Annotated in this window: 13 protein-coding genes; 5 read left to right on the top strand and 8 right to left on the bottom strand. The window is 44.9% G+C overall.

Annotated elements, in window-relative coordinates; translation table 11 throughout:
• Window positions 1-31: 31 nt before the first annotated feature.
• A complete protein-coding gene (gene ispH / locus MSG38_RS17840) occupies window positions 32-988 on the top strand; it encodes a 4-hydroxy-3-methylbut-2-enyl diphosphate reductase (protein ID WP_171731860.1) in 957 nt (318 codons plus the stop codon).
• A 157-nt stretch (window positions 989-1,145) separates the two neighbouring features.
• On the opposite strand, the gene btsR is transcribed toward ispH, so the two are convergent.
• The 3 genes from btsR to MSG38_RS17825 all read right to left on the bottom strand — a co-directional run bounded on the left by btsR (window position 1,146) and on the right by MSG38_RS17825 (window position 5,402).
• Window positions 1,146-1,877 (bottom strand): two-component system response regulator BtsR, encoded by a 732-nt coding sequence (btsR, locus tag MSG38_RS17835; protein ID WP_017106772.1) that lies wholly within the window; start codon window positions 1,875-1,877, stop codon window positions 1,146-1,148.
• Between the two features lie 105 nt (window positions 1,878-1,982).
• Window positions 1,983-3,653, bottom strand: coding sequence for a sensor histidine kinase (locus MSG38_RS17830; protein WP_048606801.1), 1,671 nt, complete (start codon window positions 3,651-3,653; stop codon window positions 1,983-1,985).
• 255 nt (window positions 3,654-3,908) lie between these two features.
• Entirely contained in the window at window positions 3,909-5,402 is a 1,494-nt protein-coding gene (locus tag MSG38_RS17825; protein ID WP_048606802.1) for a carbon starvation protein A, read from the bottom strand.
• 332 nt (window positions 5,403-5,734) lie between these two features.
• Here MSG38_RS17825 and MSG38_RS17820 point away from each other — a divergent pair, with 332 nt between their 5' ends.
• A complete protein-coding gene (locus tag MSG38_RS17820; protein ID WP_248402339.1) occupies window positions 5,735-6,085 on the top strand; it encodes a DUF2799 domain-containing protein in 351 nt (116 codons plus the stop codon).
• A gap of 117 nt (window positions 6,086-6,202) precedes the next feature.
• Here the strand turns inward: MSG38_RS17820 and murQ are convergent, their stop codons facing one another.
• Complete coding sequence (gene murQ / locus MSG38_RS17815) at window positions 6,203-7,123, bottom strand: N-acetylmuramic acid 6-phosphate etherase (protein WP_048606806.1); 921 nt, start codon at window positions 7,121-7,123, stop codon at window positions 6,203-6,205.
• 45 nt (window positions 7,124-7,168) lie between these two features.
• Complete coding sequence (locus MSG38_RS17810) at window positions 7,169-8,284, bottom strand: anhydro-N-acetylmuramic acid kinase (RefSeq protein WP_248402337.1); 1,116 nt, start codon at window positions 8,282-8,284, stop codon at window positions 7,169-7,171.
• A 121-nt stretch (window positions 8,285-8,405) separates the two neighbouring features.
• On the opposite strand from MSG38_RS17810, the gene nagZ reads away from it, so the two are divergent.
• The 3 genes from nagZ (at window position 8,406) to tyrA (ending at window position 11,961) form a co-directional block, all read left to right on the top strand.
• A complete protein-coding gene (nagZ, locus tag MSG38_RS17805) occupies window positions 8,406-9,395 on the top strand; it encodes a beta-N-acetylhexosaminidase (RefSeq protein WP_248402335.1) in 990 nt (329 codons plus the stop codon).
• A 246-nt stretch (window positions 9,396-9,641) separates the two neighbouring features.
• Complete coding sequence (locus MSG38_RS17800) at window positions 9,642-10,715, top strand: 3-deoxy-7-phosphoheptulonate synthase (RefSeq protein ID WP_017059354.1); 1,074 nt, start codon at window positions 9,642-9,644, stop codon at window positions 10,713-10,715.
• Between the two features lie 118 nt (window positions 10,716-10,833).
• Entirely contained in the window at window positions 10,834-11,961 is a 1,128-nt protein-coding gene (gene tyrA, locus MSG38_RS17795) for a bifunctional chorismate mutase/prephenate dehydrogenase (protein ID WP_248402333.1), read from the top strand.
• 161 nt (window positions 11,962-12,122) lie between these two features.
• Here the strand turns inward: tyrA and MSG38_RS17790 are convergent, their stop codons facing one another.
• The 3 genes from MSG38_RS17790 to ettA form a co-directional block, all read right to left on the bottom strand.
• Complete coding sequence (locus MSG38_RS17790) at window positions 12,123-13,133, bottom strand: M23 family metallopeptidase (protein ID WP_048606822.1); 1,011 nt, start codon at window positions 13,131-13,133, stop codon at window positions 12,123-12,125.
• A 49-nt stretch (window positions 13,134-13,182) separates the two neighbouring features.
• The gene (locus MSG38_RS17785) at window positions 13,183-13,551 is read right to left on the bottom strand and encodes a PilZ domain-containing protein (protein WP_048615035.1); all 369 of its coding nucleotides are present in this window, start codon (window positions 13,549-13,551) and stop codon (window positions 13,183-13,185) included.
• 90 nt (window positions 13,552-13,641) lie between these two features.
• Entirely contained in the window at window positions 13,642-15,309 is a 1,668-nt protein-coding gene (ettA, locus tag MSG38_RS17780) for an energy-dependent translational throttle protein EttA (protein ID WP_017056147.1), read from the bottom strand.
• Between the last annotated feature and the right edge of the window lie 227 nt (window positions 15,310-15,536).

Genomic DNA, 15,536 nt, shown 5'->3' with positions numbered 1-15,536 from the left:
TATAGAAACAACCTTAGTACCGCGGTAAATGATGAGCAATGAAATGAAAATAATGTTAGCTAACCCTCGTGGCTTTTGTGCCGGTGTCGATCGTGCGATCAGCATCGTAGAGCGCGCACTCGAAATGTATCAGCCACCGATCTATGTTCGCCATGAAGTGGTACACAACCGCTTTGTCGTTGAGGGGCTCAAGCAGCGTGGTGCTATTTTTGTCGAAGAGCTGAGTGAAGTGCCAGACGATAACATCGTGATCTTCTCAGCTCACGGTGTTTCTCAAGCGGTTCGTAAAGAAGCAAAAGAGCGCGAACTGACTGTATTTGATGCAACGTGTCCTTTGGTGACTAAAGTTCATATGGAGGTTGCTCGTGCGAGCCGCAAACATATGGAAGTAGTACTGATTGGTCACGCCGGCCATCCTGAAGTGGAAGGCACTATGGGTCAGTACGCGAGCCAAACTGGTGGTATGTACTTGGTTGAAAGACCAGAGGATGTACAGAACCTCGTGGTGAATGATCCAACTAACCTGCACTACGTGAGCCAAACCACGTTGTCAGTTGATGAAACTGCAGACGTGATTGAAGAGCTGCGTCGAGTGTTCCCTGAGATTCAAGGCCCACGTAAAGACGACATCTGTTACGCGACTCAAAACCGTCAAGACGCAGTGCGTGAGATGGCGAATGACGTTGATGTGGTAATTGTTGTCGGTTCTAAGAACTCATCTAACTCAACTCGCCTAAAAGAGCTGGCTGAGAAGTTAGGTACGCCAGGCTACCTAACGGATTGCCCTGAAGACATTCAAACCGAGTGGGTTGAAGGGAAAAAGAAAATCGGTGTAACGGCAGGTGCTTCTGCTCCTGAAGAGTTGGTAAACCAAATCTTAGATCGTATCCGTGAGCTGGGTGCGACTGACGTTGAAGAGATTCAAGGTCGTGAAGAGAATATGTTCTTCGAAGTGCCGAAAGAGCTGCAGATTAAGCAAGTCGACTAATCTCTATTGATTAGTGACACCATCGATGCGTGATACTAGCGATTCGTAAACACTATCGATTTGTAAACACTATTGATTTGTAAACAGCAGGAAGCCAACGTTGATACGTTGGCTTTTTTGATCGTGCTTTGGAACTAGGCGTCGAACTTCTAACGCGTTACTGGAGACCGAGTTGCTCTTTTAAAGTCTTTAGATAGCGACGGCTAACAGGCACTTCAAAGCCAGTCAGGGTAATGATCTCCGCTAATCCATTCTCTAGCAGTTTGATCTCTTGGATCGATTTTATGTTGATCAAATACTGTCGATGACAGCGGATCAAATCGGTTTTTTCTTCCAAGATCTTTAGCGTTAACTGTGAGGTCGCGGTTTGCGATGAGCTACGAACATGCACACCACTGATATCGGAATATGCGCACTCGACCGTTTGGCTTGCCATGATCACAATGCGGTTATGACCGATACACGGGATCTGCTCTAAGTGACAGGGAGCAATCGCTGAGATGTTCTGTTCGGGTGCTTTCTGATTTTGTTTGATGACCTTGTTCAGGCGACAAACGCTCTTGTTTAATCGACAAGGCTCGACTGGCTTAAGTAGGTAATCAAAAGCGTTATCTTCAAAGGCTTGAATCGCATATTGGTCGTAGGCGGTGACGAATACCACGTAAGGCATGGTGTCAGGGTCAAGCATGCTTAACAGTTCAATCCCGGTAACCTGCGGCATTTGGATATCCAAATACACGACATCAGGCTTGAGTAGGTTGATCTGTTTCAGTCCTTCGATCGCGTTACTTGCTTGGCCAATGATTTCCACTTCTCCGGTTTCGGTCAGCAGCTCAATCAGCTCTTCGCGAGCAAAAAGCTCATCATCGACAACTAATGCCTTTAACATCCTACAATCTTCATCTTGGTTCTATCCCTGCTTGGTTCACGCTTATCTTTTAAATGTCTGCTTCTAAATGTTTCAACTCGGAGCGATCCGTCCCCGAAAATACCATTATTTGAGTATAGGTATGATAAAGCTCATTCGAGTAAATTGCTGTGGTTGAGATTCTATTTTTAGTGCTGAATCTTGTCCAAAGAAATTAGTGAGTCGTTTGTCAACAATTTCCATCCCTAATCCTACATGATCTTGAGATGGCTTCTGATAATTACCTGCATTGTCTTCAACGGTTAACTTGAATCCACCCTCGAAAGCCTCGCTAGAGATCTTCACTTTACCGCCCTCCAACATGTTTGAAATCCCATGCTTGATGGCGTTTTCTACCAGCGGTTGCAGGGTAAAGCTCGGCAATTGAGATTCATATAACTGCGGGTCGATATCCCATTCCACTTCTAGTCGATCGGTAAAGCGTGCTTTCTCTATGGTCAGGTAAGCGTTGACGTGTGCCAGTTCGTCTTTGAGCTTCACGGTGTTGATGTTCTGCTTTAGGTTGCTTCTAAAGAAGTGAGATAGGTGCTGAATCAACTCTCGAGCTTTATCTGGGTCACGACGTGTTACTGCGCTGATAGTATTAAGCGCATTGAACAAGAAGTGTGGGTTCACTTGAGCGTGCAGCAGTTTGATTTCTGCTTGTGTCAGTAGCGTTTGCTGCTGCTGATAGTTGCTAAATAGGATCTGGCTCGACAATAGCTGAGCGATACCCTCACCCATCGACATGTTGATGGTCGAGAATAGTTTCAGTTTTGGCTCATACAATTTGATGGTACCGACCACTTCGTTACCCGCGCGGAGTGGAATAATCAGAGCCGAGCCCAATTTACAATCCTGCGACAAGGAGCATTGGTATGGGTTCTCTTTGCCATCAAGGTAGATGATGTCGTTCTGTTCCATCGAAGTGAGCGTGCTTTGCGATGAAATCGGGGTATTTGGAATATGGTGTTCATCGCCAATGCCGACGAACGCAAGAATTTTTTCTCGGTCGGTAATCGCTACCGCCCCAACGTTGGTCTCTTCGTAAACGATTCGCACAATTTTTTGCGCGTTATCCGAATTGAACCCGCCATGCAAAATACCCACCGAACGCTCGGCGATGGTTAATGCGCGGCGTGAGAAGGTAGCCGAGTACTTTTCGAAGATGGTTTTCCTGTCTTGGATGATGCTCATGAACAGCGCTGCTCCGACTGAGTTAGCGATGATCATTGGCGCCGCAATATCGGAAACCAGAGCGTAGGATTGCTCAAATGGTTTTGCGACCGCCAGTAGAATCAGCATTTGAATGATCTCTGCAAACAGGGTCACCGAGAAAACCACTAACGGATTAAACAGTTGGCTGGCTTTGTTCTTTCTAACTAAGTAAACGTGTAACAGGCCGCCAATTAAGCCTTCTGCTGTGGTGGAAATAGCACAAGCCAAGTCCGTAAAGCCGCCTAATGAGTAACGGTGAATACCACCAGTAAAGCCGACGGCAAAGCCAACGACAGGGCCACCAAACAGACCACCCATGACCGCCCCCATCGCGCGCGTGTTGGCTATCGCGTCATTGATCTGCAGTCCAAAATAGGTGCCCATAATACAGAACAGAGAAAACAGAACATAACAGCTGACCTTATGACTTAAGCGTGAAGAGATGCTCAACAAAGGGAGAATCAATGGCGTTTTACTTAGCATGTAAGCAATCACCAAGTAGACACAGGTTTGTTGCAGCAGAGAGAGAATGAGTTCCATATTTTCACCTATTGAGACGCTTGTTAAGTGTAAAGCTCATTGCGTGGTAACGGTAGCTTTGCTTGTGTTTTCGTTGGTTATATCGAGCGACGATTGCTTCTCAATGCTGAGATACAGTAAAGCCCATCACTGAGGACGGGCTTTAGTCTTAATATCCACGAATCACTGGGTGATTACGGGAGCAAGCGAAGTGTGTTTGGCTGCTCTTTTGTCTCTCTATGAAGACGTGTCTCTTTTATCAAGAGTCTAAAAGAACTAGGCAGTTTTGGTTACGCCTTTTGCTTCTTTCTCTTCTTCTTCATCAGCAAGGTCGATATCGCCTTTGCCTTTTGAAATTTTGATAACGTAAGCCGCAACACCAAGCGCACTCACCACACCGATGATGGTTGAAAGCTGCATTGGTAGACCAAAGCCTAGTTGGCTGTTGTTCAGGATGAATGTGATACATACAGACGTCATGAAGATAGCTGGAACCGTAGTTACCCAGTGCAGTTTGTTGTGACGAAGTAGGTAAGCCGAAGCTGTCCATAGCATCATTACTGCTGTTGATTGGTTAGCAAAACCGAAGTAGCGCCAGATGATACCGAAATCAACTTGAGTCAAGATGCCACCGATAACGAACAGTGGTAGAGCCATCAGCAGGCGGTTACGCAGTGTTTTCTGTTCCATGTTGAAGTATTCAGCAAGGATAAGACGGCTTGAACGGAATGCTGTGTCACCAGAAGTGATTGGTAGGATAACCACGCCAAGGAAAGCAAGGATACCGCCGAATACACCCAGTAGACCAAATGAAGCGCTGTATACCACGTTACCAGGACCGCCGTTTGCAATTGCGTCAGATAGAGACTCAACTGAACCGAAGAATGACAGAGCAAGTGCACACCAGATTAGAGCGATGATGCCTTCACCAATCATTGCACCGTAGAATACGAAGCGACCGTTTTTCTCGTTTTCCATACAACGCGCCATCAGTGGAGACTGAGTTGCGTGGAAGCCAGAGATTGCACCACAAGCGATAGTGATGAATAGAGCAGGCCAAAGTGGTAGGTCATTCGGGTTCATGTTGGTGAACATGTCTTTCATCTCGAAGCCACCCATGATTTGGTGCTCGTCAGATAGACCAATCGCAGTGATTAGGCCGACAGACATGAAGATAAGCAGTGCACCGAACAGTGGGTAGAAGCGACCAATGATTTTATCGACAGGGACAATCGTTGCGATGATGTAGTAAGCAAAGATGATAACAACCATGGTTGTTGCAGACATCGCGAAATCAGTTTGGTCGTTCACAAGGTTAGTGATCATGCCTGCAGGAGCAGATACGAATACAACACCAACTAGAAGCAGTAGAACAATGGCAAAGATGTTCATAAAGTGTTTTGCGCCATTGCCTAGGTAACGTCCAGTGATAGTTGGAACTGAAGCACCACCATTACGGATAGATAACATACCTGAGAAGTAGTCGTGTACTGCACCTGCGAAGATACAACCTAGCACGATCCAAAGCATCGCTGCTGGGCCGTAAAGGGCACCCATGATAGGGCCGAAGATTGGACCTACACCTGCAATGTTAAGCAGCTGAACTAGGTAAACCTTTGGAGTCGACATTGGAACGTAGTCCACGCCATCTTGTTTGGTGTGAGCAGGTGTTTGACGCTTTTCATTGATACCGAAAATCTTCTCGATAAAGGCACCGTAAATAAAGTAGCCACCAATGAGTGCTGCAACACAGGTAAGAAACCACATCATAATTTGTTATCCCTGAATGTATTAATTAAGTCAGGGTGTATATTAAAGAAGAGTATGAGAAGAAACTTCCGCTATGAGAGTGAGTGGTCGAATAGTCAATTAAGTGGTGTTATAACTGATTGAGTGGTTTGCTACGTTTGTAGAGCGGTTGGTTATTCGTGTTGAGAAGTGTCTTGTTTCTAATAAGTGGTGACTTATCTGCTTTAAGTGGTAACCAATAGATATCAGTGGCAGATAACAGACATAAGTGGACATCAGCCAGTGTTCAGCGGAGAATCACCACAAAGGCAACGCTTCGTCAGGAAGTGGCTAGGTAAATATAAAGGACTGAAATGAAAAAAATAATCGCACTATTCGCCGTGGCATTTAGCCTTGCAGGATGCAGCGCCAATGTTCAAGATTTAGCAGCTGAAGGCAATTGGCAAGAGATTGGCTATCGTGATGGTATTAAAGGTCACACTCAGCGTTCGTATTCAGAGATGACTGAGCTTGGCGCAGTCGATCAAGCGAGTTACACAGAAGGTTATCACCAAGGTGTGACTGAATATTGTAATCCGAACCATGCTTATCAGATTGGTTTGTCTGGTCAGGTGTATGAAGGCGTGTGTTCTGGTACGGAAGACGCTCAACGTTTCCGTATGGAATGGCAACGCGGCTGGGACGAGTTCTCAAACGACTATTAAGCCCAAGCTAGCCATAAAAAATTAAAACTAAAAAAAGACCAGTACCGCGTGTGTGCTGGTCTTTTTGTATGTCGTTGAAGTAGCTGTCTAAATGAGAAGCTACAAGCCAAATTAAGATTACTGATTATTCTCGACTGCTTTTCTCAAGAAGCCATTTTGCTTATCAAGTTGTGCCTTGGCTAACTCTAAATCTAGCCCTGTTAGAATCATCAAAATAGATAACTTCACATCGTAATCAGTCGTTTTAAGTGTCGACACTGCCAGTGCTTTGTCGCACTCCGTTGCTTGGATAACGATACGAGCAGCGCGGGCAACCAACTTTTCATTGGTCGCTTTTACGTCGACCATCAGATTTTGGTAGCTCTTACCGATACGAATCATGCTGGCTGTGGTCAGCATATTAAGCACCAACTTTTGCGCCGTACCTGATTTGAGTCGTGTTGAACCTGTTAATGCTTCTGGGCCAACCACCGGGCTAATTGCGATTTGAGCGACTTCAGCAATTGGAGAGTCAGGGTTACAAGACAATGCAACCGTTACTGCGCCAAGCTGATTGGCATAGTTGAGTGCACCAATCACGTAAGGTGTACGACCGCTCGCAGCAATGCCCACCACGACATCATTTTCTGAAAACTGAATCGCTTTCAGATCTTCAATACCGAGAGTCAGCGAGTCTTCTGCACCTTCTTTGGCTTTTAAAATCGCCTCTGGTCCGCCAGCAATTAGGCCGATAACCATCTTGTCTGAGACGCCGAAAGTCGGTGGGCATTCTGAGGCGTCTAACACACCTAATCGACCACTGGTGCCTGCGCCCATATAAATCAGTCGACCACCGTTTTGAAATGCATGAGCAATTTTATCTACCGCTTTCGCGATCTGTGGCAGTTCAGCTTCAATCGCCAGTGGGACTTGCTTGTCTTGTTGGTTAATCTTTTCAACCACTTCGAGAGAGGTGAGCAGATCAATATCCATAGTGTCAGGGTTTCTCCCCTCCGAAACGAGGTGCGAGAGCGCTGATATGAGAGCGTCGTTACTCATAATGATCCTTAAATGGTGATTCTAAAATGATGGTTCTAAAGTTGTTTAGTCAGCACGATAGAGAACGCCTAGAGAGGCAGCTCTGCTTGCGCCAGTCACTTCTGGTAAATTGCTTGGCAGTTGATGAATATGACGTTGAGCAAGCCACGCAAAAGCCATCGCTTCCATGTAATCGGCATCCACGCCTTTACTGGTGGTTGAATCAACATCCCAACTTGGAAGCAGTACAGACAGTCTCTTCATCAACAATGGATTTTGTGTACCACCGCCACACACATACAGTGCAGGCTGGTTACCCAAGCGATAAGTCTCCACTTCATTGACTATCGTCAATGCGGTGTATTCACAAAGCGTGCGCTGAACATCTTCTACTGCAAGATCTTTAAATTCTGTTAATTGTTGCTCTAGCCAAGGTAGGTTGAATAGTTCTCTGCCAGTACTTTTCGGCGGCATTTGAGATAGATAAGATTCATTTAACAACTGTTCGAGTAAAGCTTGATTGAGTTGACCTTTAAGCGCAAATTGCGCATCACGGTCAAACTTCTCACCCGTGTGTTTATCAACCCAAGCGTCCATCAACATATTGCCCGGACCTGTATCATAACCAAGCGTTGGCTGATTAGGGCGCAGCACTGAAATATTCGAGATACCACCAATATTCAACACTACAACTGAGCTGTCTTGCGGGTGAAAAATCGTATGGTGAAAAGCGGGTACGAGTGGCGCACCTTGTCCGCCTAATGCCATGTCTTTACGTCTGAAATCGGCAACCGTTTGAATCTGTGTTTTAGCGGCAATGATGTTGGCATCACCCAACTGCATGGTAAATGGAGATTCGCCGCTTGGCTGGTGGAATACCGTTTGACCATGATTACCAATCGCAGTCACAGAAGATGCAGGTGTACCTGACTTTTCGAGAAGTTGCAAAACCGCATCAGCAAACAGATGGCCAAGCTGGTGGTCGAGTTCTCCAATGGCAATCAAATCGGTTTTCTGACCAATACAAACTTCAAGCAGACGTGCTTTGAGGTCATCGGGCATTGGAAACTCATCATGAGCAAGCAATGTGATATGCGTATCTTCAATCGACACTAAGGCCGTATCAACGCCGTCCATACTCGTCCCTGACATCACACCGATATACAGTTCTTTATAATCCATTTCTAAGCTCTTGCACTGCATTCTTAAAGTCTTCCACAGATTGGTTTAAAAACATTGTAAAGCAAATTTAAAGAGAATAATCTCGGGAAGTTTATGAAATTAGGTTTAATAAGGGATAAATATGGGACCGTTGTGGGTTGATGTTGCAGGCTACGAGCTGACAGCTGAAGACAGAGAAATTTTGGAGCACCCAACTGTTGGTGGTCTCATCTTATTTGCTCGAAACTACCACGATAGCAAACAGTTATCGGCGTTAAACAAAGAAATTCGTAAGGTAGCGAAACGTCCTATTTTGATTGGTGTTGACCAAGAAGGTGGCCGAGTTCAGCGCTTCCGAGATGGCTTTTCAATTATTCCTGCTGCTCAAGAGTTCGCGACTAAGAATAATGGCGAACAGTTAGCAGAACAAGCGGGTTGGTTGATGGCGGCAGAATTGATTGCCCATGATATCGATCTGAGCTTTGCGCCAGTATTAGACAAAGGCCATGACTGTAAAGCGATTGGTAGCCGAGCGTTTGGTGAAGATATTGATACCATCGTTCGCCATAGCAGCGCTTTTATTAAGGGCATGAAGTCGGTTGGCATGGCGACAACAGGCAAACACTTCCCTGGACATGGTGGCGTGATTGCTGACTCACACTTAGAGACGCCATATGACCCTAGAGACGACATCTTTGAAACCGACATGGCAATCTTCAAGGCGCAAATTGAAGCTGGAATATTGGATGCCATGATGCCAGCTCACGTAGTTTTCTCTCACTATGATGATCAACCTGCGAGCGGTTCACAGTATTGGCTGCAGAAAGTATTGAAGCAGCAGCTTGGGTTTAAAGGCTTGGTATTCTCTGACGATTTAACAATGGAAGGCGCTGCCATAATGGGCGGACCAGCCGACAGAGCGAAAGCGGCTTTGAATGCAGGTTGTGACATGGTGTTGATGTGTAATAAACGAGATGCGCAAATTGAAGCTCTGGATCACTTAGCGATTCAAGAGGTGTCTTTAGCCAACTCATTGCTTAAAAAACACAGCTTTGATTTGTCAACACTTCACTCGGATGCTAGGTGGAAAGAGACCTCAGAGACGATTAAGCGAATGCTAGGCAGTGAGTGATAAATAAACACATTATAATTTTAGATAAGGCGATATGATAAATATCGCCTTTTTTGTATGTGCGATCCATGGTTTAAACCTATTTATCTCTTAGAGTGAGTTAAAGTTGGCATGTAAATATTAATTTACATTGAATGTTTTTTATTGTTTACACTTGCAATCGTTTTTTTAGCTGTTATTGTGTTTTTAAAGATTGTTAGCCCAAATGGAAATGTTGGGTGTAAAAATAAATATACAGGTTGAGTTATGCAGAAAAGTGAATTAAGCAATGTCAATATCATCGACGAACAGGTACTGATTACTCCTGAGGAGTTAAAAGCAAAACTGCCTTTGAGTGATAATGCTCGTCGTTTCATTCAAGAGTCTCGTCAAACTATCGCAAACATTATTCATAAGAAAGATCATCGCATGCTTGTTGTATGTGGCCCATGTTCTATCCATGACATTGAAGCTGCGAAAGAGTACGCGAAACGCCTAAAAGCCTTATCTGAGCAACTTAGCGATCAACTGTATATTGTTATGCGTGTTTACTTTGAGAAGCCTCGTACCACTGTCGGTTGGAAAGGCTTGATCAATGACCCGCATCTAGACGGCACTTTCGATATTGAGCATGGTCTGCATGTTGGCCGTGAGCTACTTGTTGAACTCGCTGAGATGGAAATCCCACTAGCGACTGAAGCACTAGATCCAATCAGCCCGCAATACCTAGCAGATACCTTCAGCTGGGCGGCGATTGGCGCACGTACGACTGAATCTCAAACTCACCGTGAGATGGCAAGTGGTCTTTCAATGCCAATCGGTTTTAAAAACGGTACCGATGGCAACCTAGGCACTGCAATCAATGCAATGCAGGCGGCTTCTTCTAGCCACCGTTTCATGGGTATCAGCCGCGAAGGTCAAGTTGCACTGCTAACTACGCAAGGTAACCCAAATGGTCACGTGATTTTACGTGGCGGTAAGCAGACGAACTACGATTCAGTATCGGTACACGAATGTGAGCAAGAGCTGGGTAAATCTGGCTTAGAGGCAGCGCTAATGGTCGACTGTAGCCACGCGAACTCTCGTAAAGATTTCCGTCGCCAACCTTTAGTTGCAGAAGATGTGATTCACCAAATTCGTGAAGGCAACAAATCGATCATCGGCCTGATGATTGAAAGCCATATTAACGAAGGAAATCAATCTTCGGATATACCTCTCAATGAGATGAAATACGGCGTTTCTATTACCGACGCGTGTATCAATTGGGATTCAACTGAGGCACTATTGAAACATGCACATACGGAATTAGTCCCGTTCTTAGAGAACCGCTTGAAAGGTTAGTCAGAGTTTTAAATTTAAGTGCCTCATCTAATGGGGCATTTTAAGATCTGTTGCTAGCGAACCTACGTGATTGTGGGCTGATAGATTGGCACGGGCTTATAGATTAGTAAGGAATAAAATGGCCGTTGAACTGAACGAATTACGCGACCAAATCGATGCTGTCGATAAACAAATGTTGGATTTACTGGCTCAACGCCTTGCTCTAATAGAGAAAGTAGGCGAAGTAAAAAGTGAACATGGTTTACCTATTTATGTACCAGAACGTGAAGCTGCGATGCTGGCATCTCGTCGTCAAGAAGCCGAGAAAATAGGGGTTCCACCACAGTTAATCGAAGATATTTTGCGTCGTACTATGCGTGAGTCTTATGCCAGTGAGAAAGATTCTGGCTTTAAGTGTCTTAACCCAGAGTTACGTTCAGTGGTTATCGTTGGTGGTAATGGTCAACTTGGTGGCTTGTTTGGTCGTATGTTCAAACTGTCTGGCTACGAAGTGAAGATCCTCGGCAGCCAAGATTGGGATAAGGCCGACGAAATCTTAGATAATGCTGGCCTTGTGGTTGTTACGGTTCCAATTCACCTAACAGAAGGTGTGATTGCGAAACTAGGTAATCTACCAAGCGATTGTATTCTATGTGATTTGACGTCAATTAAATCTAAACCTCTGCAAGCAATGATGAACATGCACCAAGGCCCAGTGGTTGGATTGCACCCAATGTTTGGCCCTGATGTTCCTAGTCTTGCTAAGCAGGTGATTGTTTACAGTGATGGCCGTGGTGCTGAAAGCTACCAATGGCTACTGAATCAATTTGGTATTTGGGGCGCGAGCCTTTGCCAGATGGATGCAGCTGAACACGATCACGGCATGACCTTGATTCAAGCACTTCGTCACTTTACCTCTTTTGCTTACGGCTTACACCTGAGTAAAGAGAACCCGAACATTGATCAACTTCTGAAGCTAAGCTCGCCAATCTACCGACTTGAGATTGCGATGGTTGGTCGTCTGTTTGCTCAAGACCCGAACTTGTACGGTGATATCATTCTTTCTTCAGATGAGAATATTGAGATGATTCGACGCTTCCATAGTTGTTTCGGAGAAGCGTTAGAAATCCTAGATGGCAAAGATAAGGCTAAGTTTGTTGAGAGCTTCAACCAAGTGAGTGATTGGTTTGGTGACTACTCACAACAATTCTTGCAAGAGAGCCAAAGTCTTCTAAAACAAGCACATGACTCGATTCATCGTGGTTAATACTGATTTGAAATCATAAAAAAGAGCGACCATCTGGTCGCTCTTTTTGTTTGTGCTGAACGCTATGAAAGCATTTGGCCTACAGTAGGCTAAAAGCAATTAGATCATCATAGGCTAAACCAACAGGTCTTATCTAATAACAACTAGTTAGCCATTAACAACTAGTTAGTCGTGATAGGTTTTTTGCTCTCTTCACTCGATACGGTGTCGATGGTCGAGCTAATGTAAGGCACGTTAGTCAGGTTGATCTGCAAGCGAACCACATTATCAATCAGTTGAACCAGTGGGCCCCACTTAACCTTTTTCTCTTTCTCGAACACGTAGTTGAAGTTTTCCGGTGTCCAATCCATTAAGTATTGAGGGTTCAGTGAACGACCAAGGAAGCGTACTTCATAATGCAAGTGTGGGCCGGTTGAGTTACCTGAATTACCACAGCTCGCGATGACATCGCCTTTACTCACAAACTGACCGCTACGTACCTTGAACTTCTGTAGGTGCGCATAAGAACTCATGAAACCAAACGAGTGACGCATAGTAATAAAGTTGCCGAAGCCTTTTTTACTTGGGCGTACCGTTTCAATGACTCCATCTGCGGGCGCGACAATATCTTCACCACGCTTACACGTTAAATCGATACCAGTATGTACATGGCGTTTCCCTGAAATAGGGTTAGTGCGGCTACCATAAGAAGAAGAGATACGTTGATAAGCCATTGGGCTGTCGTTTGGAATCAAACGGAACATCGTGGCTCTTACTGCTGAATCGACTGCAGCCGCATCAATGCGATCTTCCAAAGAAATATCATCGGTAAGCAGTTCTTCATCAGCAAGACCCAGTACTGATTCAACATCGAATACACGCTTACCAAGCAGCTGAATCGTGCCTTCTTTCTCGGTCAGTGTTTGCGATAGCGAATGGTTGGTTTCAACTTGCTCAGCATAAAGAAACTCAGTTTGTTCTTTTTCAACAATCAGCGTTTCAATCAACTGTTGGGCATCACCCGCTTGTAGCGCGAGTTCTTGTTTACTCTCGAAGTGCATGTACGCCGCTCCGCCAATTAATAGCGGTACTGAAAAAATGGCAGTAGTGCAAATGAGCACAGCCTTACGGCCGAAGTAAAACGTCTGTTCCCCCTGACTAGAGGGAATAGTAATGGATAGTTTTTTAGACATGGTTCTGTATTAACTAAATGCTTCTAATAGAAAAAGGGTAATGGAGATGTCACTCACTACCTAAATCGGTAAGGTGTTCAATCTCTCTATAAAGCAGTTCATCGTCGCCAACATTAAGCTCTACAAGACGCTTAAGGTGGCTGATACTATCAATATCTAAATGCTCTATGCGTAAACGCATTGAGGTATTGATGGTAGAGACTATCGTTGCTTCTAACTGAATATTGATATCACTGTTTTCGAGTTTAAAGCTCACTTGAACAGGGACATCATGGCTAAGTTGTTTTGATTCATTGCATTGAATGAGTAAACCATGGAGTGATAAGTCTTGCACTGAGCCTGATACATTTACGTGTCCTTGTGAGATCTCAGTCGGGACTTGATAAATAACTCGTGAAAATTGACGTCTTTCAACCATAAGTAATCTCTCAATATCGATGCATTACACGTAAGCCAGATATATTAAAGGCCGCTATTATCGCGGCCTTTGTTCAAAATACAAGCTTATTTACTTAGCTATACGCTTGTACTTGATACGGTGCGGTTCTGCCGCTTGTGCGCCTAGAGTCTGCTTAAGCCACTCAGTGTACTCAGTATAGTTACCTTCGTAGAAGTTAACTTGACCTTCATCACGGTAGTCTAAGATATGGGTCGCAATACGGTCAAGGAACCAACGGTCATGCGAGATAACCATTGCACAGCCAGGGAATTCAAGCAGTGCTTCTTCAAGAGCACGTAGCGTTTCAACGTCAAGGTCGTTGGTAGGCTCATCGAGTAGCAGTACGTTACCGCCCGCTTTTAGCAGTTTCGCTAAGTGGACACGGTTACGTTCACCACCAGAAAGCTCACCGATGATCTTCTGTTGGTCGTTGCCTTTAAAGTTGAAACGAGAACAGTAAGCACGCGCAGGGATTTCGAAGTTGTTGATCTTAATGATATCAGCGCCTTCAGAGATCTCTTGGAATACTGTCTTAGTGTCGTCCATGCTGTCACGGAACTGATCAACAGAAGCAAGTTTAACGGTTTCGCCTAGTTCAACTGTACCTGAATCTGGCTGTTCTGCGCCGCTTAACATCTTGAATAGTGTTGATTTACCTGCACCGTTGGCACCAACGATACCGACGATAGCACCCTTAGGCATGCTGAACGATAGGTCGTCGATAAGAACGCGATCACCAAACGATTTAGTCAGGTTGTTCACTTCAAGAACTTTGTCACCTAGACGCTCACCTGGTGGGATGAACAGTTCGTTAGTTTCGTTACGCTTCTGGTATTGGCCAGTCGTCAGTTCTTCAAAACGAGCCATACGAGCTTTAGACTTAGCTTGACGGCCTTTAGGGTTTTGACGAACCCATTCAAGTTCTTTTTCGATTGTCTTTTGACGTGCGCTTTCGCCCGCTTTTTCTTGCTTAAGACGCTCGTCTTTTTGCTCTAGCCAAGACGTGTAGTTACCTTCCCATGGGATACCTTCACCACGGTCAAGTTCTAGAATCCAGCCAGCTGCGTTGTCTAGGAAGTAACGGTCGTGGGTAATCGCCACAACAGTACCGCTGTAATCGACTAGGAAGTGCTCAAGCCATGCTACTGATTCTGCATCCAAGTGGTTGGTTGGTTCATCAAGAAGCAGCATGTCTGGCTTTTCAAGAAGTAGACGACAGATAGCAACACGACGACGCTCACCACCTGATAGGAATTCAATTTTCGCATCCCACTCAGGAAGACGAAGTGCGTCAGCAGCACGCTCTAGAGCTGTTTCTAGGTTGTGACCGTCTTTTGCTTGAATCAGTGCTTCTAGTTCGCCTTGCTCTTTTGCCAGTGCATCGAAATCTGCGTCTGGTTCTGCGTAAGCTGCGTAAACTGCATCGATACGCTTAAGTGCGTCAGCAACGTCAGAAACCGCTTCTTCTACGATTTCACGAACAGTTTTTGATTCGTCTAGTACTGGTTCTTGCGGTAGGTAACCTACTTTAAGACCTTGTTGTGCACGTGCTTCACCATCAATATCAGTATCAATACCAGCCATGATACGTAGTAGGGTAGATTTACCTGAACCATTTAGACCCAAAACACCGATTTTAGCGCCAGGAAAAAAGCTAAGAGAAATGTCTTTAAGAATTTGACGCTTAGGTGGAACAGTTTTGCTCACCCGAGACATGGTATATACGTATTCAGCCATTGCCGATCGATCCTAATTATTGTTCAAAATTGTCTGCTATTTTATACCAATATCCTCAAAGATGTTACTCCTAGGACAGAAAAGCCACTCTTGAACCAATCCTTACCTATTATTGTCACATTGGTCATTAAAACTATATTTAATGGGCTTCTGAGGCGAAGTGTTAAATATTAATAATATTTACACTCAAATCCTTTACATTTGATGTGATGTCGGGCGTAAATAGA

Origin of the sequence: Vibrio sp. 1CM24A (genome assembly GCF_023161725.1) — a bacterium.
GTDB lineage: Bacteria > Pseudomonadota > Gammaproteobacteria > Enterobacterales > Vibrionaceae > Vibrio > Vibrio coralliirubri.
Note: the sequence above shows the minus strand (reverse complement) of the source record. Positions and strands in the feature narration are given on the sequence as shown.